We start from the raw sequence: 20,681 nt of genomic DNA, 5'->3' as shown, positions 1-20,681 counted from the left end.
TGATGTTGCGACGCCAGGCCCTGACCTTGGGTAGCCTGCTGCTCAGCGCGATCACGCTGGGTGGCTGGACCCTGTTTCGACAGAAAGGCAACAGCCCGCTGCTACTCTCGGCCCGCGACGATGGCGAGGGCGGACACTATGCCGTGGGTTACCGACTGGATGGCAAGCAGGTCTTCGCGACCCCGGTCAGCCAGCGCTGCCACGACATCATCAACCACCCGACGCTGCCCCTGGCAGTGTTCATCGCCCGAAGGCCCGGTACCGAGAGCTACCTGATCGACCTGCGTGACGGACGCCTGCTGCAGACCCTCGTTTCGCAGCCGAACCGGCACTTCTACGGCCATGCGGTGATCCACAAGGACGGCGAATGGCTGTACGCCACCGAGAACGACACCCGCGATCCCGGCCGTGGCCTGCTCGGAGTCTATCGGTTCGAAGGCGAGCGCCTGGTCCGTAGTGGCGAGATATCCACCCATGGCATCGGGCCGCACCAGGTCTCGTGGATGCCTGATGGCGAAACCCTGGTCGTCGCCAATGGCGGCATCCGGACCGAAGCCGAAAGCCGGGTGGAAATGAACCTCGACGCCATGGAGCCGAGCCTGGTACTGATGCAACGCGACGGTACCCTGCTGAGCAAGGAAACCCTGGCCCAGCAGATGAATAGCATCCGCCACCTGGGCGTGGCCAACGACGGCACCATCGTCGCCGGCCAGCAGTTCATGGGCCCTTCCCATGAGTCGTCCGAGTTGCTGGCGATCAAGCGCCCTGGTCAACCGTTCATGGCCTTCCCGGTGGCCGAGCAACAGTTGCAGGCGATGGGGCACTACACCGCCAGCGTCGCGGTGCACAGCGAACTGCGGCTGGTGGCGTTGACGGCACCGCGGGGCAACCGGTTCTTCATCTGGGAGCTGGACAGCGGCCAACTGCGCCTGGATGCGCCCCTGCCCGACTGTGCTGGCGTCGGAGCGGTGGCCGACGGCTTCGTGGTCACTTCCGGCCAGGGCCGTTGTCGTTTCTATGATTGCCGCCAGAAAGAGCTGACAGCAAAACCCTTGGAGCTGCCTGCGGGGCTCTGGGATAACCATCTGCATCTGGTGTAGAGCTCTCGGGCCCTTTCGCGGGCAAGCCCTGCTCCTACAGGGTGGCGGCGTATTCACGTTTACCGCACACCACCCTCATGCAGGAGCAGGGCTTGCCCGCGAAAGGGCCCGACCAGCCACCACATATCTCCCCCTCTTCTCAACTCACGCCATTGGCGTAATATCTACTGACATTGCTTCAAGGCGACGCCTGGGTGCGGCGGTTATCGTGCAAGGCGGTTGTTCGACCTTCCACTCGCCTCGTCTCCAAGGAACTGGAATATGCTGCGTCGCCGCATGCTGATCATGTTGGGTCTCGTCCTGCTTGTCGTACTGGCGCTCGCCGGTTACAAAGGCTTTTCGATCTACAGGCAAATCCAGGTCTACTCCGCGCCCAAGCCGGCCATTCAGGTCGCTGCCGTCACCGCGAACGCCCGCCCCTGGCAGGAGCGCCTGCCCACGGTAGGGACGCTCAAGGCGCTGCAGGGCGTCAACCTGAGCCTGGAAGTCGCTGGCACGGTCAAGGCCGTGCAGTTCGAATCGGGGCAGAAGGTCAAGGCCGGGCAACCGCTGCTGCAACTCGACAGCGATGTCGAAAGCGCGTTGCTGGAAACGGCCCAGGCTGATCTCGGCCTGGCCGAACTGGACTACGGCCGGGGCGCCAGGCTGGTCGGCAGCCAGGCTATTTCCCGGGGCGAATTCGACCGGCTCTCGGCCGTCCGGCAAAAGAACCGGGCCACGGTCAACCAACTCAAGGCGGCCCTGGCCAAGAAGAAGATCCTCGCTCCCTTCAGTGGCACCATCGGCATCCGCCAGGTGGACGTTGGCGACTACCTCGCCAGTGGCACGGTCATCGCCACCCTGCAGGACCTGAGCAGCCTCTACGTCGACTTCTACCTGCCCGAACAGTTCGTGCCCAAGCTGGCCGTCGGGCAGGCGGTGCAGTTGAGTGTCGCCGCCTATGGCCAGGAGGTCTTTGCGGGCCTGCTCAGCGCGATCAACCCGAAGGTCGATGAAACCACCCGCAATGTGCTGGTCCGTGCCACCCTGGCCAATCCCGACGGCAAGTTGCTGCCGGGCATGTTCGCCAACCTCCAGGTGCTGCTGCCAGACCCGCAACCCTATGTGGTGATCCCGGAAAGCGCGGTCACCTACACCCTCTACGGCAACTCGGTGTATGTGGTGGCCGAGAAAAAGGCCGAGGACGGCACGGTACTGAAAGAATCCGACGGCCAGCCGCAATTGACGGCGCAGCGGCGCTTCATCAAGACCGCCGAGCGACGCGACGGCCTGGTGAAGGTGGTCGAGGGCCTCAAGGATGGGGAACAGGTGGTCAGCGGCGGCCAGTTGAAACTGGACAATGGTGCGCACATAGCCATCAGTCCGGACAAGATGGCTCCCACCACGACCACCGCCCCCCAAGCGAACTGATCAGGGAGTCGATCATGGCCTTTACCGATCCGTTCATCCGCCGTCCGGTGCTGGCCTGCGTGGTCAGCCTGCTGATCCTCCTGCTGGGTTTCCAGGCCTACAGCAAACTGCCACTGCGCCAGTATCCGCAGATGGAAAACGCGCTGATCACGGTGACCACCGCCTACCCCGGCGCCAACGCCGAGACCATCCAGGGCTACATCACCCAGCCGCTGCAACAGAGCCTGGCAAGTGCCGAGGGCATCGACTACATGACCTCGGTCAGCCGGCAGAACTTCTCGGTGATCTCGGTCTACGCGCGGATCGGCTCCAACAGCGACCGGCTGTTCACCGAACTGCTGGCCAAGGCCAACGAGGTCAAGAACAAGCTGCCCCAGGACGCCGAGGATCCGGTGCTGAGCAAGGAAGCCGCCGACGCCTCGGCGCTGATGTACATCAGCTTTTTCAGCGACCAGTTGAGCAACCCGCAGATCACCGACTACCTCTCGCGGGTCATCCAGCCAAAGCTGGCCACCTTGCCGGGCATGGCCGAGGCGGAAATTCTCGGCAACCAGGTGTTCGCCATGCGCCTGTGGCTGGACCCGGTGAAACTGGCCGGCTTCGGCCTCAGCGCGGCGGACGTGACCAATGCAGTGCGCCACTACAATTTCCTGTCCGCGGCCGGCGAGGTCAAGGGCGAGTACGTGGTCACCAGCATCAACGCCAGCACCGAGTTGAAGTCCGCCAAGGCGTTCGCTGCGATCCCCCTCAAGACCGCCGGTGACAGCCGGGTGCTGCTCGGTGATGTGGCGCGCGTGGAGATGGGCGCGGAAAACTACGACACCATCAGTTCCTTCGGCGGCACGCCGTCGGTCTATATCGGCATCAAGGCCACGCCGGGGGCCAACCCGCTGGACGTGATCAAGGAGGTGCGCAAGATCATGCCCGAGCTGGAGGCCCAACTGCCGACCAGCCTCAAGGCGGAAATCGCCTACGACGCCACGCTGTTCATCCAGGCCTCGATCAACGAAGTGGTGAAGACCCTCTTCGAAGCGGTACTGATCGTCATCGTGGTGGTGTTCCTGTTCCTCGGCGCCCTGCGTTCGGTGGTGATTCCGGTCATCACCATTCCGCTGTCGATGGTCGGCGTGCTGTTTTTCATGCAGTTGATGGGCTATTCGATCAACCTGCTGACCCTGCTGGCGATGGTGCTGGCGATCGGCCTGGTGGTGGACGATGCGATCGTGGTGGTGGAGAACATCCACCGGCATATCGAGGAAGGCAGGACACCGCTGGAGGCAGCCCTCGAGGGCGCACGGGAGATTGCCCTGCCGGTGGTGTCGATGACCATCACCCTGGCAGCGGTCTACGCCCCGATCGGTTTCCTCCAGGGCCTGACCGGTGCGCTGTTCAAGGAGTTCGCCCTGACCCTGGCCGGCGCGGTGGTTATTTCCGGCGTGGTCGCCCTGACCCTGTCACCGATGATGTGTGCCCTGCTGCTACGCCATGATGGAAATGCCACGGGCCTGGCACACCGCCTCGACCAGTTGTTCGAACGCCTCAAGCGCCGCTACCGCAAGCTGCTGCATGGCACCCTCGACACCCGCCCGGTGGTGGTGGTGTTCGCGGTGATCATTCTCGGGCTGATTCCGCTGCTACTGAAGTTCACCCAGTCGGAACTGGCGCCCAACGAGGACCAGGGCATCATCTTCATGATGGCCACTGCGCCGCAGCCCACCAACCTGAACTACCTGAACCAGTACACCGACGAATTCATCACCATCTTCAAGGAGTTCCCGGAGTACTACTCGTCATTCCAGATCAACGGCTTCAATGGCGTGCAGTCGGGTATCGGCGGGTTCCTGCTCAAGCCCTGGGACGAGCGCCAGCGCACGCAGATGCAGATCCTGCCCGAGGTCCAGGGCAAGCTGGCGAGCATCAGCGGCCTGCAGGTCTTCGGTTTCAACCTGCCATCGCTGCCGGGCACCGGCGAGGGCCTGCCGTTCCAGTACGTGCTCAATACCCCGAGCGACTACAGCGCCCTGCTGGACGTGGCCGGGCGGATCAAGAAACGCGCGCTGGAATCCGGCAAGTTCGCCTTTCTCGACATCGACCTGGCCTTCGACAAGCCCGAAGTCGTGGTGGATATCGACCGCAACAAGGCGGCGCAGATGGGGGTATCGATGCAGGACCTGGGCGCCACCCTGGCGACCCTGCTCGGTGAGGCCGAGATCAACCGGTTCACCCTCGAAGGCCGCAGCTACAAGGTGATTGCCCAGGTGGAACGTGCCTACCGGGACAATCCCGACTGGCTGAACAACTATTACGTGAAGAACAGCGAAGGCAAGCTGCTGCCCCTTTCGACCCTGATCAAGGTGTCGGATCGCGCCCGGCCCCGGCAACTGAACCAGTTCCAGCAACTGAACTCGGCCATCGTTTCCGGGGTACCGATCGTCAGCATGGGCGAAGCCATCGAGACCATTCGCCAGATCGCTGTCGAAGAAGCGCCAACGGGATTTGCCAGTGACTACGCCGGCGCCTCGCGACAGTTCGTCCAGGAGGGCAACGCCTTGTGGGTGACCTTCGGCCTGGCCCTGGCGATCATCTTCCTGGTGCTGGCTGCACAGTTCGAGAGTTTCCGCGATCCGCTGGTGATCCTGGTGACCGTGCCGCTGTCGATCTGCGGAGCGCTGGTGCCGTTGTTCCTGGGCTGGTCGAGCATGAATATCTACACCCAGGTAGGTCTGGTGACGTTGATCGGGCTGATCAGCAAGCACGGGATATTGATTGTCGAGTTCGCCAACCAGTTGCGCCGGGACAAGGGCCTGTCAGCCCGCGAGGCCGTCGAAGAGGCAGCGGCGATTCGCCTGCGGCCGGTACTGATGACCACGGCAGCAATGGTCTTTGGCATGGTGCCACTGATTATCGCCAGCGGCGCGGGGGCGGTCAGTCGCTTCGACATCGGCATGGTGATTGCCACCGGGATGTCGGTGGGTACGCTGTTTACGCTGTTCGTGCTGCCATGCGTCTACAGCCTGCTGGCGAAGAAGGATACTTGAGGCTGGGTTCAGGAAAAATGCTCGATAGGTGCGCAGATCCAGTGTTCCCTGTAGGAGCTGGGCTTGCCCGCGAAGCTTTTAATGGCCGCACTGGCCCCTTCGCAGGCAAGCCTTGCTCCTACAGGCCCCCGACACTCACCGGAACAGCGACTCGCTCGACAGGCCGTTCTTCTCCAGGATCTCGCGCAGCCGCTTGAGGCCCTCAACCTGAATCTGCCGCACCCGCTCACGGGTCAGGCCGATTTCCAGACCGACGTCCTCCAGCGTACTGCTCTCGTGACCGCGCAGACCGAAGCGGCGAACCACCACCTCACGTTGCTTGTCGGTCAACTCCGATAGCCACTGGTCGATACTCTGGGACAGGTCGTCGTCCTGCAACAGCTCGCAGGGATCGGTCGGCCGGTCATCCGTCAGGGTATCGAGCAGCGTCTTGTCCGAGTCAGGGCCGAGGGAAACGTCCACCGAGGAGACCCGCTCGTTCAGGCCAAGCATGCGCTTGACCTCTCCGACCGGCTTTTCCAGCAAGTTGGCGATTTCTTCGGGAGAAGGTTCGTGGTCGAGCTTCTGGGTCAACTCGCGGGCGGCCCGCAGGTAGACGTTGAGCTCCTTGACCACATGAATCGGCAGGCGGATGGTCCGGGTCTGATTCATGATCGCCCGTTCGATCGTCTGGCGAATCCACCAGGTGGCATAGGTCGAAAAGCGGAAGCCGCGCTCCGGGTCGAATTTTTCGACCGCTCTGATCAAGCCGAGGTTGCCCTCTTCGATCAGGTCCAGCAGTGACAGCCCGCGATTGACGTAACGTCGGGCAATTTTCACCACCAGGCGCAAGTTGCTTTCGATCATGCGTTTGCGGCCCGCCGGATCGCCGCTTTGCGACAGACGTGCAAAGTGGACTTCTTCTTCCGGGGACAACAAGGGGGAAAAACCGATTTCATTGAGATACAGCTGGGTCGCATCCAGGGCCCGGGTGTAGTCAATGTATTTATGCTGCTTGAGTGCCGCAGCATTTTTGGTCTTGGCACGAACTGGGGGTGGAGAACTGTCGTCCTCCGGCATCATGTCCATGACAATGTCGGAGTCCATAAGGAGCACCTCATCGTCGATGTCAAACCCCGGCGCTTCTTTACTGAGAGCCATTGTTATAGTCCTTTGGTGAGTTCGACCTCAGGCTCGAGCGGCGCCTTTATCCCTGGCAACGCTGGAACCTGTTCCCACTACGTCATGAGAACAGGCTGGAAAACGGATCAACGACGGGGCAGGAATTGCAATGGGTCTACGGGTTTGCCCTGGCGGCGAATCTCAAAGTGCAGTTTCACCCGGTCTGTACCAGTTGATCCCATCTCGGCAATTGTCTGTCCGACTTTGACCTGCTGCCCCTCCCGAACCAACAGCCTGCGGTTGTGACCATAGGCACTGACATAGGTATCGCTGTGCTTGATGATGACAAGTTCGCCGTAGCCCCGTAATCCACTTCCGGCGTATACAACTGACCCATCAGACGCAGCTAAAACAGGCTGTCCCAAATCTCCGGCGATATCAATACCTTTATTCAAACTACCGTTTGAAGCAAATTTTCCAATCAAAATGCCGTTCGCCGGCCATGCCCAACCCTTCGGTGCCGGCCCCGCTGGGGGCGTCGGAGTCGCCGTGGCGGTTGGTGCAGTCGCCGGTGCCGAGCTCCCGGCGGCGGTCGCCGGACGCCGGGTGATGGTGGTTTTGCTCGACGACGAGGACGACGAGGTAGTGGTCGATGTCGCCACCGCCGGTGTTGAATTTGAACGGCTGTCGAAGCGAATAGCCTGACCGACGTGAATGGTATAGGGCTCTTGGATATTGTTGCGCGCGGCCAGGGCTTTCCAGTCCCAACCATAGCGGAAGGCGATCGAGAACAAGGTATCGCCACGGACAACCACGTGTTGCCCGGTGGTGGTCATCGGCCGTTGCGGTGCGGCACTGGCGGAACCCGTCACATTGCCGTTGCGATCGACGACACGGACGCCGTTCTTCGGAGCACTGGAGCAACCAGCCAGTAAAGCACTGAGGGCAAGACCGATCATCAGGCGCTGAACGCTTGCTTTACCCATATGCTGCCGAATGACTGTGAGACTCACCCGCCGCTCCCTTTTGTATTGTCTGAAATGAAGTTGAATGGCCCATACGGGCTCTAGTGTGACGCAAGTATAACTGGCCATTGGAGTTTTACGGGCAGCAAAAGCTCCCCATGTCGGCAGCTTGTACAGTTCGACAGTGAAACTCGACACACTTTAAACAGGCGCTGCTCGCAAGTTCCGGCACTAAGACCGACAACACTCAACAGAATTCAGCGCACTTGTTGAAACAAATACAATCAGGACTCAGGCCAGTGGCCCGTTAAGCAGTGGAACAAAACGTACTGCGCCGAGAACATGCCGGGAAAAACCCTGCTCCTCGCGGACGATCAGCATCAGTTGCTGAACTTCGCCCGAACCGACAGGAATCACCAGGCGCCCGCCCGGAGCCAGTTGGTCAAGTAACGCCTGTGGTACATCGGTGGCCACGGCGGTGACAATGATGCCGTTGTAGGGAGCCAGCGCCGGCCATCCTTCCCAACCATCGCCCCAGCGGAAGACCACGTTACGCAGGTTGAGCTCGACCAGGCGCTCCTTGGCACGGTCCTGCAGGACCTTGATCCGCTCCACCGAAAAGACCCGCTCGACCAGTTGCGACAGCACGGCTGTCTGGTAGCCGGAACCGGTGCCGATTTCCAACACCTTGTCCAGGGGCCCCGCCTCCAGCAGCAGCTCGCTCATGCGCGCGACCATGTAGGGCTGGGAAATGGTCTGGTTATGGCCGATCGGTAGCGCGGTGTCTTCATAGGCCCGGTGGGCCAGGGCTTCATCGACGAACAGATGGCGCGGCGTGCGGCGGATCACCTCCAGCACCTGGGGGTTGGACAGCCCTTCCTCGTATAGCCGTTGGATCAGGCGCTCGCGGGTTCTCTGCGAGGTCATGCCGATCCCACCGCGCAGCAAGTCGTTTTCACGCGCCATCAGGCAAGCCCCTCCAGCCAACCGCCGAGGTGGGCAAAGGCATCGTTGAAGGTACGATCCAACTGTAGAGGAGTGACGGAGACGAAACCTTGCACCAACGCATGGAAATCCGTGCCTGGGCCACCATCCTCGACATCGCCGGCAGCGGCGATCCAGTACCCGGCCTTGCCGCGCGGGTTGACCTCGCGGATCGGCGCCGCCGCCCGTGCCCGGTGTCCCAGGCGGGTCAGGCGGATACCGCGGATATGCTCCAGCGGCAGATTCGGAATATTCACGTTAAGCACGGTGCGCGGCGGCAAGTCGAGGCCTTCGTGGGACTCGACCAGCAACCTGGCGAAATGCGCCGCACTCGCCAGGTTGTCGACCTGATGCGAAGCGAGCGAGAAGGCGAACGAGGTCCGGGCCAGGAAACGACCTTCGAGGGCCGCGCCGACCGTACCGGAGTACAACACGTCATCACCGAGGTTGGCGCCCAGGTTGATACCCGAGACCACCATGTCCGGCTCGTAGCCCAGCAGGCCATTGACCCCCAGGTGCACGCAATCGGTCGGCGTGCCATTCAAGCTGATGAAGCCGTTGGGCAGGGCGTGCGGATGCAGTGGACGATCGAGGGTCAGCGAACTGCTGGTGCCACTCCTGTCCTGATCCGGGGCAATCACCCGGCACTCGGCATAGTCCGCCAGCGCAGCATGAAGCGCAGCGAGACCGGGGGCGAAGACCCCATCGTCGTTGGAAATCAGAATACGCATGAGCTGTCCGTCTGTCCCACCGGCACCAGATCAACCAGCTCGCGCACCAGAACAGTGGCGAAGCATCCGGCCGGCAGGACGAATTCCAGTTGCAGAATGTCCAGCGACGGATAATGCCACGTCAGCCCGCCAATGGGCAGCCGCAGGATGCGACGTTCGTGTTCCATTCCCGCCTTGGCCAGCCACTGGCACAGGTGTGGTTCACGGGCCGCGACAGCCTGCTCCAGTTCGAAGGTCGCTCCCGTCGTCGGCGAAGGCCCCTCGCCCCACTGCGGTCCGGTCGGGTGCAGGTCGAGAATGGCCAGGCGCGGGTCATGGCATTCCGCTTCATTGGCCGGGAAAAAGCTGCGGCTGTCAGTGAAGGCCAGCAGGTCGCCGACCTGGGCGCGGTTCCAGCTGCCGTCGGCGACCCGTGCCGCCAGTACCTGGTTGAACAGATAGCTGCGGGCGGTGGACAGCAGTCGCGAGCGCACATTGCGCTGCTCCGGCAGGGCCTGGCGCGACGCATAGTCGCGGGCCTCGCCAAGATTGCCGCCCTGGTGGCCGAAGCGCTGGGTACCGAAGTAGTTGGGAATGCCCAGCTGGCGGATCTGTTCGAGGCGTTGCTCCAGGCCTGCCTTGTCGGCCTCCAGCTGGCTCAGGCGCAAGGTGAAACCATTGGCCGAATGGGCGCCGCGTTGCAGCTTGCGCTTGTGCCGCACGCTCTTGAGGATTCGCAACGTGTCGTTCTGCGCGGGCGCCATGTCCGGATCGGCCTTGCCCGGCAACTGGATGCTGAACCATTGCCGCGTCAGGGCCTGGCGATCCTTCAGGCCGGCATAGCTGACCGTACGCAGTGGCACGCCAGCGGCCTTGGCCAGGCGTCGGGCGGCTTCCTCGGTGTTGAGGCCGCGTTTCTCCACCCACAGCCACAAGTGTTCACCGTCGCCGGACAAGGGAATGTCGAGCGCTTCGTCGACCTGGAAATCTTCCGCGGTGGCCTTGAGTACCGCACGGCCCAATGCGTCGCCATGGGCACGGGGGCCCAACAGTTCCAGTTCCGTCATGCGCGCAGCAACAAGGCGACGGAATGCACCGCGATGCCTTCTTCGCGCCCGGTGAAACCGAGCTTTTCAGTGGTGGTGGCTTTTACGTTCACTTGGTCCAGCTCAACTTCAAGATCCTCGGCGATCAGCACTCGCATCGATTCGATATGCGGTGCCATTTTCGGTGCCTGGGCGACGATGGTGTTGTCGACGTTGCCGACCCGCCAGCCACGGGCCTTGAGCAGCGATACCACATGACGCAGCAGTACACGGCTGTCGGCGCCCTTGTAGGTCGGGTCGGTGTCGGGGAAATGTTTACCGATGTCACCCAATGCCGCCGCCCCCAGCAGCGCGTCACTCAGGGCGTGCAGCAGCACATCGCCGTCCGAATGCGCCAGCAGCCCATGGTGGTGCGAGATCCGCACGCCGCCCAGAGTGATGAAGTCGCCTTCGGCGAAACGGTGAACATCATAGCCGTGGCCAATACGCATAAAAAAACGCCCCGATTTAGTCAGGGCGTGATTCTACCTATTTTGTCCGACATTAGCCGCTAAGAGCTTCAGCGTGATGTATCAAATGATCGTCGATGAAACTGGCGATGAAGAAGTAGCTGTGGTCGTAGCCCGGCTGCAGGCGCAGGGTCAGCGGATGCCCGGCCAGCTTGGCCGCCTGCTGCAAGGTTTCGGGCTTGAGCTGGTTGGCCAGGAAGTCGTCGCGATCGCCCTGGTCCACCAGGATCGGCAGCTTCTCGCTCGCCTCGCTGATCAGCGCGCAGGCATCCCACTCGCGCCAGCGCGAACGTTCGTCGCCCAAGTAGCGCGAGAACGCCTTCTGACCCCAAGGGCAGTCCATCGGGTTGCTGATCGGCGCGAAGGCCGACAGCGACTGGTACCGCCCCGGATTGCGCAAGGCGCAAACCAGCGCACCATGGCCACCCATGGAGTGGCCACTGATGCCGCGCTTGTCGGAGGCGGGGAAATGCGCCTCGATCAGCGCCGGCAACTCATGCACCACATAGTCGTGCATCCGGTAGTGACGGGCCCAGGGCTGCTGGGTCGCATTCAGGTAGAAACCGGCGCCCAGACCAAAGTCCCAGGCATTCTCGGGGTCGCCCGGAACCTCCGGCCCCCGCGGACTGGTATCCGGCGCAACGATGATCAGCCCCAGTTGCGCAGCCATGCGCTGGGCGCCGGCCTTGTGCATGAAGTTCTCATCGGTGCAGGTCAGCCCGGACAGCCAGTACAGCACCGGCAGCTTGACGCCCTGCTCGGCCTGGGGCGGCAGGTAGACAGCGAACACCATGTCGCAACCGAGTACATCGGAATGATGTTTATAACGTTTATGCCAGCCGCCGAAGCTCTTCTGGCAAGAGAGATTTTCCAGGGACATAAGCGCAACTCCGCACTGCAAGGGCGGCCAGCAGCGGCCCGCCCCTGCAAGGCAATCAGAAGTGGATGACGGTACGGATGCTCTTGCCTTCGTGCATCAGGTCGAACGCCTTGTTGATGTCTTCCAGGCCCATGGTGTGGGTGATGAAGGTATCCAGCGGAATCTCGCCCTTCTGCGCCATGTCGACATAGCTCGGCAGCTCGCTGCGACCACGCACGCCGCCAAACGCCGAACCACGCCAGACGCGACCGGTCACCAGCTGGAACGGACGGGTGGCGATTTCCTGGCCGGCACCGGCGACGCCGATGATCACCGACTCGCCCCAGCCCTTGTGGCAGCACTCCAGCGCCGCACGCATCAGTTGCACATTACCGATGCACTCGAAGGAGAAGTCCACGCCGCCGTCGGTCATGTCGACGATGACTTCCTGGATCGGACGGTCGAAATCCTTCGGATTGACGCAATCGGTGGCGCCCAGTTGCCGGGCGATCTCGAACTTGGCCGGGTTGATGTCGATGGCGATGATGCGTGCGGCCTTGGCCTTCACGGCACCGATCACCGCCGACAGACCAATGCCGCCCAGGCCGAAGATAGCCACGGTATCGCCAGCCTTGACCTTGGCGGTGTTGAGCACCGCACCGATGCCGGTGGTGACGCCACAACCGAGCAGGCAGACCTTCTCCAGCGGTGCGTCCTTGGCGATCTTGGCCACGGAAATTTCCGGCAGCACGGTGTACTCGGAGAAGGTCGAGGTGCCCATGTAGTGGAAAATCGTCTCACCCTTGTAGGAGAAACGCGAAGTGCCGTCCGGCATCAGGCCCTTGCCCTGGGTGGAGCGGATGGCCTGGCAGAGGTTGGTCTTGCCCGACAGGCAGAATTTGCATTTGCCGCATTCCGGGGTGTACAGCGGGATGACGTGGTCGCCGACGGCTACCGAGGTCACGCCCTCGCCAATGGCCTCGACAATCGCACCACCTTCGTGGCCGAGAATGGACGGGAAGATGCCTTCCGGGTCCGCACCGGACAGGGTGTAGGCATCGGTGTGGCAGACGCCGCTGGCCACGACACGCAGCAGCACTTCACCGGCCTTGGGCATGGCGACATCGACTTCGACGATTTCCAGCGGTTTTTTCGCCTCGAAGGCAACGGCAGCACGTGACTTGATCATCCAGCAACTCCTGAAAGTGAATGGCAAAGACCAGAGTGTAAATCATCGACTATTGAGGAATAATCCGACCGAAAGCAAAACATTATTGCTATGCAGGGATAATCGAATGATCGAAAATGGCTGGGAAGGGATCGACGAGTTCGTCGCCGTGGCCGAGTGCAGCCAGTTCACCGCGGCGGCGGAACGCCTCGGGGTATCGTCTTCGCACATCAGCCGGCAGATCGCCCGGCTGGAGGAACGCCTGCAGACCCGCCTGCTCTATCGCAGCACCCGCCGCGTCACCCTGACCGAGGCCGGCCAGACCTTCCTGCAACACTGCCAGCGCTTGCAGGACGGTCGCGAGGAAGCCCTGCGGGCGGTCGGCGACTTGGCCAGCGAACCCAAGGGCATGTTGCGCATGACCTGCGCCGTGGCCTATGGCGAGCGTTTCATCGTGCCGCTGGTGACCGCGTTCATGGGTTTGTACCCGCAGTTGCGGGTGGACATCGAACTGAGCAACCGTACGCTGGACCTGGTGTACGAGGGCCTGGACCTGGCAATCCGCCTGGGTCGCCTACAGGATTCACGACTGGTGGCAGCCCGGTTGGCGCCACGGCGGATGTACCTGTGCGCCTCCCCTTCCTATCTGGAACGTTACGGCCGGCCCCACAGCCTGTCGGAGCTGAGCCGGCACAATTGCCTGATCGGCAGCTCGGATATCTGGCAACTGGAGCAGGACGGCCGCGAGTTTTCCCAGCGGGTCCAGGGCAACTGGCGCTGCAACAGTGGCCAGGCGGTGCTCGATGCGGCGTTGCAAGGGGTGGGACTGTGCCAGTTGCCGGACTACTACGTGCTGGAACATCTGCACAATGGCACGCTGATTTCCCTGCTCGAGGCGCACCAGCCGCCGAATACCGCGGTGTGGGCGTTGTATCCGCAGCAGCGGCACCTGTCGCCGAAGGTGCGCAAACTGGTGGATTATCTCAGGGAAGGGTTGGCACAGCGGCCGGAGTACAAGGCCTGAAGATAGGCGGTGTCGGCTCTGGCGCTTTCGCGGGCAAGTCGGGTCGCGAACAGGGGTATCCTCAGCGGCGATTGGCCCAGCGCAAGCGCAGCCACTCCAGGTCCTCGGGACGGGTGACCTTGATGTTATCCGAGCGCCCCTCGACCAGGCGTGGCGCCTGCCCTGCCCACTCCATCGCCGAAGCTTCGTCGGTGATGTTCGCGTCAGCGACCAGGCTGTCGGCCAGGGCCCGGTGCAAGGCACCAAGGCGGAACATCTGCGGCGTATAGGCCTGCCAGATCAGCGCCCGATCAACGGTTTCCTGGACCCGCCCCTGCTTGTCCACGCGCTTGAGCGTGTCCCGCGCAGGTACGGCCAGGAGGCCACCCACCGGATCGTCCGCCAACTCGGCGAGCAGGGTATCAAGGTCGTCACGGGACAGGTTCGGCCGGGCTGCATCGTGCACCAGCACCCAATCGTCGTCCGCGGCGCCCAGGGCATGCAGATGCAACAGGGCGTTGAGCACCGAATCGGCCCGCTCGGCACCACCGTCGACGCGGCGAATGCGCGAATCCCCGGCACAGGCCAGGGTTGGCCAGTAGGGATCATCGGGCGCCAGGCTCAGCACCAGCCCCTTGAGCCCCGGATGATCGAGAAAACAGCCGAGGCTGTGTTCGAGAATGGTTCGTCCGCCCAACTGCAGGTACTGCTTGGGACGGTCGGCCGCCATACGGGCACCAACACCCGCGGCAGGGATCACGGCCCAGAAGGCCGGTAGTGAGGAGTCAGTCATTGCGCCAACTGATAAAGGGTTTCACCGTCCTTGACCATGCCCAGCTCATGGCGAGCACGTTCTTCGACGGTCTCCATGCCTTTCTTCAGTTCAAGAACTTCCGCATCGAGGACGCGGTTACGCTCCAGCAGGCGTTCGTTCTCCGCATGCTGTTCGGCAATCTGTTGGGTCAGGTCGGCTACCTGCGCCAGGCTCCCATTACCCACCCAAAGGCGGTACTGCAGGCCACCCAGCAGCAAGAGCAGGACAAGGAACAACCAGTAGGGACTGCGCATCGAATTTCGTTTACCCAGTGAAAAAGACAGCCAAGCCGACGTCCAGATACCAACCGCATAAGCCTGGATATACCCAGGCCTATGCTTGTCAGCCATCAGATTAGTTGCGAAAAAACCGCTATAGCGACTTTTCCGACACAATCCGGTGTCTTTTTACCATCTACGGCTTAACCGCGAAACTCGGAACGGCCGTTGTATTTCGCCTTGGCGCCCAATTGCTCTTCGATACGCAGCAGTTGGTTGTACTTGGAGACGCGGTCGGAGCGGCACAGCGAGCCGGTCTTGATCTGGCCGGCAGCGGTACCCACAGCCAGGTCGGCGATGGTCGAATCTTCGGTTTCACCGGAACGGTGCGAGATCACCGCGGTGTAACCGGCCGCCTTGGCCATCTGGATGGCTTCCAGGGTTTCGGTCAGCGAGCCAATCTGGTTGAACTTGATCAGGATGGAGTTGGCGATCTTCTTGTCGATGCCTTCCTTCAGGATCTTGGTGTTGGTCACGAACAGGTCGTCACCCACCAGTTGGGTTTTCTCGCCGATCTTGTCGGTGAGGATCTTCCAGCCAGCCCAATCGGACTCGTCCAGGCCGTCTTCGATCGAGATGATCGGGTAGCGCTGGGTCAGGCCTTTCAGGTACTCGGCAAAACCTTCGGCGCTGAACACCTGGCCTTCACCGGACAGGTTGTACTGGCCGTCTTCGAAGAATTCGCTGGCGGCGCAGTCCAGGGCCAGGGTCACGTCGGTACCCAGGGTGTAGCCGGCGTTGGCGACGGCTTCGGAGATGACTTTCAAGGCATCTTCGTTGGACGCCAGGTTCGGCGCGAAACCACCTTCGTCACCGACTGCGGTGCTCAGGCCACGGGCCTTCAGCACGGCCTTGAGGTGGTGGAAAATCTCGGTGCCCATGCGCAGGCCTTCGGAGAAGGTCTTGGCGCCAACCGGCTGAACCATGAATTCCTGGATGTCGACGTTGTTGTCGGCATGTTCGCCACCGTTGATGATGTTCATCATCGGCACCGGCATCGAGTAGACACCTGGAGTGCCATTCAGGTTGGCGATGTGCGCGTACAGCGGCAGGTCCTGGTCCTGTGCTGCAGCCTTGGCCGCAGCCAGGGATACCGCGAGGATGGCGTTGGCGCCCAGGTTCGCCTTGTTCTCGGTACCGTCCAGGGCGATCATCGCGTGGTCCAGGGCTTTCTGGTCGGATGGATCCTTGCCCAGCAGCAGCTCACGGATCGGGCCGTTGATGTTGGCAACAGCCTTCAGTACGCCCTTGCCCAGGTAACGGCTCTTGTCGCCATCACGCAGCTCGAGCGCTTCACGCGAGCCGGTGGAAGCACCGGACGGAGCACAGGCGCTGCCGATGATGCCGTTGTCCAGAAGCACGTCCGCTTCCACAGTGGGGTTGCCACGGGAGTCGAGAACTTCACGACCTTTGATGTCGACGATTTTTGCCATTGTTGTAAACACTCCAAAGTTGACGAAAACGACGCAGCTGAAGGAAATCTATGTTCGCCGGCAAGCGTATGAAAATTGGCAGCCTTGCAGACGAAAAGGCTCTGAACCTTGGTCCAGAGCCCTGAATCGTGCGGTACTTTACCGGAGATTTGCCGATTAAGCGGTTTCTATCGTCGGAAAACTCTTAATCAACTCATCCAATGCCTTGAGTTGTCCCAGGAACGGTTCCAGCTTGTCCAGGCGCAAGGCGCAAGGGCCATCGCACTTGGCATTATCCGGGTCCGGATGCGCTTCGAGGAACAGGCCTGCCAGGCCCTGGCTCATGCCCGCCTTGGCCAGGTCGGTGACCTGGGCACGACGGCCACCGGCCGAATCGGCGCGACCGCCAGGCATCTGCAAGGCGTGGGTCACATCGAAGAACACCGGGTATTCGAACTGCTTCATGATGCCGAAGCCGAGCATGTCCACCACCAGGTTGTTGTAGCCGAAGCTCGAACCACGCTCGCAGAGGATCAACTGGTCGTTACCGGCTTCCACGCACTTGTTCAGGATGTGCTTCATTTCCTGGGGCGCGAGGAACTGGGCTTTCTTGATGTTGATCACCGCACCCGTCTTGGCCATGGCGACCACCAGGTCGGTCTGGCGCGACAGGAAGGCCGGCAACTGGATGATGTCGCAGACCTCGGCAGCCACGGCAGCCTGCTCGGGCTCGTGGACGTCGGTAATGATCGGCACACCGAAGGCTTGCTTGATGTCCTGGAAGATCCGCATGCCCTCTTCCAGGCCGGGGCCACGGAAGGAGGTCACGGAGGAACGGTTGGCCTTGTCGAAGCTGGCCTTGAACACGTAGGGGATACCGAGCTTCCCGGTGACCTTCACGTACTCTTCGCAGACCTGCATCGCCATGTCACGGCTTTCCAGCACGTTCATGCCACCGAACAGCACCATCGGCTTGTCGTTGGCGATCTCGATGTCGCCGACGCGAATGATCTTCTGGGCCATCAGTCTTACGCCTTCTTCTGGTGTTGGGCCAGGGCCGCCTTGACGAAACCGCTGAACAGCGGATGACCGTCACGCGGCGTCGAGGTGAACTCGGGGTGGAACTGGCAAGCGACGAACCATGGATGGTCCTGCACTTCAACCACTTCGACCAGCGCGCCATCACCGGAACGACCGGAAATCTTCAGGCCGGCTTCCATGATCTGCGGCAGCAGCTTGTTGTTCACTTCGTAACGGTGACGGTGACGCTCGACGATCACGTCCTTGGCGTAGCAGTCGTGCACCTTGGAGCCCGGCTCCAGCAGGCAGTCCTGGGCGCCGAGACGCATGGTGCCGCCCAGGTCGGACGCTTCGGTACGGGTCTCGACCGCGCCGGTGGCATCTTCCCACTCGGTGATCAGGCCAACGACCGCGTGGGCGCTGGTACGATCGAACTCGGTGGAGTTGGCGTCCTTCCAGCCCAGCACGTTACGGGCGAACTCGATGACGGCCACTTGCATGCCCAGGCAGATACCCAGGTATGGAACCTTGTTCTCACGAGCGTACTGGACGGCGGTGATCTTGCCTTCCACGCCGCGCAGACCGAAGCCACCCGGAACCAGGATCGCATCGACGCCTTCGAGCAGACCGGTGCCCTGGTTCTCGATATCCTCGGAATCGATGTAGCGCAGGTTGACCTTGGTGCGGTTGGTAATGCCGGCGTGGCTCATCGCTTCGATCAGCGACTTGTAGGCATCCAGCAGTTCCATGTACTTGCCGACCATGGCGATGGTGACTTCGTGCTCGGGGTTGAGCTTGGCGTCAACCACCTTTTCCCACTCGGACAGGTCGGCACCGTTGCATTGCAGGCCGAAGCGCTCGACGACGAAATCATCCAGGCCCTGGGCGTGCAGCACGGCCGGGATCTTGTAGATAGTGTCGACGTCTTCCAGGGAGATCACCGCACGCTCTTCGACGTTGGTGAACAGCGCGATCTTGCGACGCGAGGACACGTCCACCGGGTGGTCGGAGCGGCAGATCAGCACGTCAGGCTGCAGGCCGATGGAACGCAGTTCCTTCACCGAGTGCTGGGTCGGCTTGGTCTTGGTTTCGCCAGCGGTGGCGATGTACGGAACCAGGGTCAGGTGCATCAGCATCGCGCGCTTGGAGCCGACTTCGACCCGCAGTTGGCGGATGGCTTCGAGGAACGGTTGCGACTCGATATCGCCCACGGTACCGCCGATTTCCACCAGGGCCACGTCGGCATCGCCGGCACCCTTGATGATGCGACGCTTGATTTCGTCGGTGATGTGCGGAATCACCTGGATGGTTGCACCCAGGTAGTCACCACGGCGTTCCTTGCGCAGTACGTGCTCGTACACGCGGCCGGTGGTGAAGTTGTTGTTCTGGGTCATGGTGGTGCGGATGAACCGCTCGTAGTGACCCAGGTCGAGGTCGGTCTCGGCGCCGTCGTGGGTGACGAACACTTCACCGTGCTGGAACGGGCTCATGGTGCCCGGATCGACGTTGATGTACGGGTCCAGCTTGAGCATGGTGACTTTCAGCCCCCGCGCCTCCAGGATGGCCGCCAATGAAGCCGAGGCAATGCCTTTCCCCAATGAAGAAACAACACCGCCCGTGACGAATATATAGCGCGTCATGAAAAACCCTAGAAGTCTGCGTTAAAGCGGTCCGAGCCGCCTGGGAAAGCGAAGGAAGGCCGAAGCCCCCGATCACCAGCATTAATCACAGTGCATCTTTCAAAAAAACCGCCGCGTTGGGACCGACCGGAAGTGAAAACACCGGTACGTTGCTCGCTACACATTTTTTGGAATCGCCCAGCAAAGACTGCTTGGTAATCGGCAACTGCTGTCATTCAGTCGAATCAACAGAAGTTGTATCAAGAAGGGAGCGTAGTCTACCGGAAAGCAGCTTTCAGCTCAAACCTTGATCGCTCGAAGGTGGCTGCCATTGCAAATGCCAGTCGCCGAACGCCCGGCCGTCGAGTCCCGCCAGGTTGGCCACGGCCAGCAACTGCCCATCCCGGTAGACCAGCGGCAAACGGCCGCGGACGAACCAGGGCACCCCGCTTTCGTTGAGCAGCCGCTTGAGATCGCGGTGCCCGCGGTCCGGAAGGTGCAGCACCTCGCCACCCTGACGATAGCGCACCTGCAACGGTCCGGGCGGTGCATCGCCGACGATCAGCAGTTCGCCGTTGTCCGGCAATTCCAGGCCTTGCCGCGGATCGCTCCACTGGATATCCGCCACCGGCTGGCGCAGCCATGAACCGCTCAGCCACCACAGGTGGTCATCGGCACGGTGCAACTCGCCTTCGGCCAGGCGCCATCTGGGACGGGCGTCATGCCCGGCATCGCGCAAGTCGTCCCACCCTGCCCAGTGATCGCTGTCGGGCAGCCGTGTCAGCGGCTCCAGCCAATGCCGCAGCAGGTTACGCTGGCGGGCCTCGGACAACCCGGCAAGGGCATCCAGGGCCAGGGACGGCATGCCCAGCCAGTCATAACGGGAATGGGCCTGGGCACTGTCGAGATCGATCTCGGCCAGCTCATCCAGCAGTTCCTGGGCTTCACGCAGGTGCGCCGCACTGCGCACCATGCTGCCGACCGCCTGCGGCCAGCGCTCGGCCAGGCCGGGGAACACCCGATGGCGCAGGTAGTTGCGCGAGAACTGCTCATCAGCGTTGGACGGGTCTTCGATCCAGTTCAAGCCCTGTTCGCGAGCGTATTGCTCCAGTTCCGCACGCGAAACATCGAGCAGCGGCCGCACCAGATAACCGCCACCCACCTCCCGCTCGCCCGGCATCGCCGCCAGGCCACGCACACCAGCACCACGCAACAGGCGAAACAACAGAGTCTCGGCCTGATCGTCGCGGTGCTGGGCGGTAAGCAGGACATCGTTCAACTGGGTGACGCCGGCGAACGCCAGATAGCGAGCATCCCGGGCGGCACGTTCAAGACTGGCGCCCAACTGGACACTCACCCGCAGCACCTGCAACGGCACGCCCAGCGAATCGCAGATGGCCTGGCAATGCTCCGGCCAGCTGTCCGCGGCGATCTGCAAGCCATGGTGGATATGCAAGGCCTGGAGCTCGGGCAGGGATTCGGTCTTGCCCAGGCGGGCCAGCAGGTGGAGGAGAACGGTGGAATCAAGGCCGCCGGAGAAGGCAAGCCGCCAGGTGGAAGCGCTGCGCCAGGGGGCCAGGGCCTTGAGAAGCCTGGAGGGTAGATCGATATCTGACTGACGCATGGCTTGAGACGCCCCAGATCC

Annotated in this window: 18 protein-coding genes; 4 read left to right on the top strand and 14 right to left on the bottom strand. The window is 62.1% G+C overall.

The annotated features are described in order from the left end of the window. Positions 1 to 2: 2 nt before the first annotated feature. The 3 genes from AC6I6U_RS10635 (at position 3) to AC6I6U_RS10625 (ending at position 5,548) form a co-directional block, all read left to right on the top strand. Positions 3 to 1,100 (top strand): DUF1513 domain-containing protein, encoded by a 1,098-nt coding sequence (locus AC6I6U_RS10635; protein ID WP_497881904.1) that lies wholly within the window; start codon positions 3 to 5, stop codon positions 1,098 to 1,100. Positions 1,101 to 1,361: 261 nt separating this feature from the next. Next, positions 1,362 to 2,510, top strand: a complete 1,149-nt coding sequence (locus tag AC6I6U_RS10630; RefSeq protein ID WP_497881903.1) for an efflux RND transporter periplasmic adaptor subunit — start codon at positions 1,362 to 1,364, stop codon at positions 2,508 to 2,510. 14 nt (positions 2,511 to 2,524) lie between these two features. Further along, the gene (locus AC6I6U_RS10625; protein ID WP_497881902.1) at positions 2,525 to 5,548 is read left to right on the top strand and encodes a multidrug efflux RND transporter permease subunit; all 3,024 of its coding nucleotides are present in this window, start codon (positions 2,525 to 2,527) and stop codon (positions 5,546 to 5,548) included. A 135-nt stretch (positions 5,549 to 5,683) separates the two neighbouring features. On the opposite strand, the gene rpoS is transcribed toward AC6I6U_RS10625, so the two are convergent. From rpoS to AC6I6U_RS10585, 8 genes are all read right to left on the bottom strand, one after another. After that, positions 5,684 to 6,688: an RNA polymerase sigma factor RpoS gene (rpoS, locus tag AC6I6U_RS10620; RefSeq protein WP_497881901.1), complete on the bottom strand. Its 1,005-nt coding sequence runs from the start codon at positions 6,686 to 6,688 to the stop codon at positions 5,684 to 5,686. Positions 6,689 to 6,795: 107 nt separating this feature from the next. After that, positions 6,796 to 7,662, bottom strand: a complete 867-nt coding sequence (locus tag AC6I6U_RS10615) for a peptidoglycan DD-metalloendopeptidase family protein (RefSeq protein WP_497881900.1) — start codon at positions 7,660 to 7,662, stop codon at positions 6,796 to 6,798. A gap of 243 nt (positions 7,663 to 7,905) precedes the next feature. Next, entirely contained in the window at positions 7,906 to 8,541 is a 636-nt protein-coding gene (locus tag AC6I6U_RS10610; protein ID WP_497883015.1) for a protein-L-isoaspartate(D-aspartate) O-methyltransferase, read from the bottom strand. Positions 8,542 to 8,579: 38 nt separating this feature from the next. Further along, positions 8,580 to 9,329, bottom strand: coding sequence for a 5'/3'-nucleotidase SurE (gene surE, locus AC6I6U_RS10605; RefSeq protein ID WP_497881899.1), 750 nt, complete (start codon positions 9,327 to 9,329; stop codon positions 8,580 to 8,582). Then, positions 9,317 to 10,375, bottom strand: a complete 1,059-nt coding sequence (truD, locus tag AC6I6U_RS10600) for a tRNA pseudouridine(13) synthase TruD (protein WP_497881898.1) — start codon at positions 10,373 to 10,375, stop codon at positions 9,317 to 9,319. The genes surE and truD overlap by 13 nt, the downstream gene beginning before the upstream one ends. After that, positions 10,372 to 10,845 carry a 2-C-methyl-D-erythritol 2,4-cyclodiphosphate synthase gene (ispF, locus tag AC6I6U_RS10595; protein WP_497881897.1) on the bottom strand — a complete coding sequence of 158 codons (474 nt, stop codon included), beginning with the start codon at positions 10,843 to 10,845 and terminating at the stop codon, positions 10,372 to 10,374. The genes truD and ispF overlap by 4 nt, the downstream gene beginning before the upstream one ends. Before the next feature lie 52 nt (positions 10,846 to 10,897). Then, positions 10,898 to 11,743, bottom strand: a complete 846-nt coding sequence (fghA, locus tag AC6I6U_RS10590) for an S-formylglutathione hydrolase (protein ID WP_497881896.1) — start codon at positions 11,741 to 11,743, stop codon at positions 10,898 to 10,900. Positions 11,744 to 11,798: 55 nt separating this feature from the next. Further along, positions 11,799 to 12,911, bottom strand: a complete 1,113-nt coding sequence (locus tag AC6I6U_RS10585) for an S-(hydroxymethyl)glutathione dehydrogenase/class III alcohol dehydrogenase (protein WP_497881895.1) — start codon at positions 12,909 to 12,911, stop codon at positions 11,799 to 11,801. A gap of 106 nt (positions 12,912 to 13,017) precedes the next feature. Between AC6I6U_RS10585 and AC6I6U_RS10580 the strand changes: the two genes are divergently transcribed. Next, positions 13,018 to 13,914: a LysR substrate-binding domain-containing protein gene (locus AC6I6U_RS10580; protein ID WP_497881894.1), complete on the top strand. Its 897-nt coding sequence runs from the start codon at positions 13,018 to 13,020 to the stop codon at positions 13,912 to 13,914. 61 nt (positions 13,915 to 13,975) lie between these two features. Here AC6I6U_RS10580 and ispD read toward each other — a convergent pair whose 3' ends face one another. The 6 genes from ispD to tilS form a co-directional block, all read right to left on the bottom strand. Beyond that, positions 13,976 to 14,686 carry a 2-C-methyl-D-erythritol 4-phosphate cytidylyltransferase gene (ispD, locus tag AC6I6U_RS10575; protein WP_497881893.1) on the bottom strand — a complete coding sequence of 237 codons (711 nt, stop codon included), beginning with the start codon at positions 14,684 to 14,686 and terminating at the stop codon, positions 13,976 to 13,978. Further along, complete coding sequence (gene ftsB, locus AC6I6U_RS10570; RefSeq protein WP_497881892.1) at positions 14,683 to 14,961, bottom strand: cell division protein FtsB; 279 nt, start codon at positions 14,959 to 14,961, stop codon at positions 14,683 to 14,685. The genes ispD and ftsB overlap by 4 nt, the downstream gene beginning before the upstream one ends. A gap of 167 nt (positions 14,962 to 15,128) precedes the next feature. Beyond that, on the bottom strand, positions 15,129 to 16,418 hold the full coding sequence (gene eno, locus AC6I6U_RS10565) for a phosphopyruvate hydratase (RefSeq protein WP_497881891.1): 1,290 nt from the start codon (positions 16,416 to 16,418) through the stop codon (positions 15,129 to 15,131). A gap of 156 nt (positions 16,419 to 16,574) precedes the next feature. After that, positions 16,575 to 17,420, bottom strand: coding sequence for a 3-deoxy-8-phosphooctulonate synthase (gene kdsA / locus AC6I6U_RS10560; RefSeq protein WP_497881890.1), 846 nt, complete (start codon positions 17,418 to 17,420; stop codon positions 16,575 to 16,577). A gap of 5 nt (positions 17,421 to 17,425) precedes the next feature. After that, positions 17,426 to 19,057 (bottom strand): CTP synthase, encoded by a 1,632-nt coding sequence (gene pyrG / locus AC6I6U_RS10555; RefSeq protein ID WP_497881889.1) that lies wholly within the window; start codon positions 19,055 to 19,057, stop codon positions 17,426 to 17,428. A 274-nt stretch (positions 19,058 to 19,331) separates the two neighbouring features. After that, the gene (gene tilS, locus AC6I6U_RS10550; RefSeq protein ID WP_497881888.1) at positions 19,332 to 20,660 is read right to left on the bottom strand and encodes a tRNA lysidine(34) synthetase TilS; all 1,329 of its coding nucleotides are present in this window, start codon (positions 20,658 to 20,660) and stop codon (positions 19,332 to 19,334) included. Between the last annotated feature and the right edge of the window lie 21 nt (positions 20,661 to 20,681).

The sequence above is a fragment of the Pseudomonas sp. UTLPPB19802 genome (assembly GCF_059730225.1).
Note: the sequence above shows the minus strand (reverse complement) of the source record. Positions and strands in the feature narration are given on the sequence as shown.

What these genes read in the sequence shown, in the direction of transcription:
- AC6I6U_RS10635 (WP_497881904.1), top strand. Translation starts at nt 3, where the DNA reads ATGTTGCGACGCCAGGCCCTGACCTTGGGTAGCCTGCTGCTCAGCGCG.
- AC6I6U_RS10630 (WP_497881903.1), top strand. Translation starts at nt 1,362, where the DNA reads ATGCTGCGTCGCCGCATGCTGATCATGTTGGGTCTCGTCCTGCTTGTC.
- AC6I6U_RS10625 (WP_497881902.1), top strand. Translation starts at nt 2,525, where the DNA reads ATGGCCTTTACCGATCCGTTCATCCGCCGTCCGGTGCTGGCCTGCGTG.
- rpoS (WP_497881901.1), bottom strand. Translation starts at nt 6,688, where the DNA reads ATGGCTCTCAGTAAAGAAGCGCCGGGGTTTGACATCGACGATGAGGTG.
- AC6I6U_RS10610 (WP_497883015.1), bottom strand. Translation starts at nt 8,541, where the DNA reads ATGACCTCGCAGAGAACCCGCGAGCGCCTGATCCAACGGCTATACGAG.
- surE (WP_497881899.1), bottom strand. Translation starts at nt 9,329, where the DNA reads ATGCGTATTCTGATTTCCAACGACGATGGGGTCTTCGCCCCCGGTCTC.
- truD (WP_497881898.1), bottom strand. Translation starts at nt 10,375, where the DNA reads ATGACGGAACTGGAACTGTTGGGCCCCCGTGCCCATGGCGACGCATTG.
- ispF (WP_497881897.1), bottom strand. Translation starts at nt 10,845, where the DNA reads ATGCGTATTGGCCACGGCTATGATGTTCACCGTTTCGCCGAAGGCGAC.
- fghA (WP_497881896.1), bottom strand. Translation starts at nt 11,743, where the DNA reads ATGTCCCTGGAAAATCTCTCTTGCCAGAAGAGCTTCGGCGGCTGGCAT.
- AC6I6U_RS10585 (WP_497881895.1), bottom strand. Translation starts at nt 12,911, where the DNA reads ATGATCAAGTCACGTGCTGCCGTTGCCTTCGAGGCGAAAAAACCGCTG.
- AC6I6U_RS10580 (WP_497881894.1), top strand. Translation starts at nt 13,018, where the DNA reads ATGATCGAAAATGGCTGGGAAGGGATCGACGAGTTCGTCGCCGTGGCC.
- ispD (WP_497881893.1), bottom strand. Translation starts at nt 14,686, where the DNA reads ATGACTGACTCCTCACTACCGGCCTTCTGGGCCGTGATCCCTGCCGCG.
- ftsB (WP_497881892.1), bottom strand. Translation starts at nt 14,961, where the DNA reads ATGCGCAGTCCCTACTGGTTGTTCCTTGTCCTGCTCTTGCTGCTGGGT.
- eno (WP_497881891.1), bottom strand. Translation starts at nt 16,418, where the DNA reads ATGGCAAAAATCGTCGACATCAAAGGTCGTGAAGTTCTCGACTCCCGT.
- kdsA (WP_497881890.1), bottom strand. Translation starts at nt 17,420, where the DNA reads ATGGCCCAGAAGATCATTCGCGTCGGCGACATCGAGATCGCCAACGAC.
- pyrG (WP_497881889.1), bottom strand. Translation starts at nt 19,057, where the DNA reads ATGACGCGCTATATATTCGTCACGGGCGGTGTTGTTTCTTCATTGGGG.
- tilS (WP_497881888.1), bottom strand. Translation starts at nt 20,660, where the DNA reads ATGCGTCAGTCAGATATCGATCTACCCTCCAGGCTTCTCAAGGCCCTG.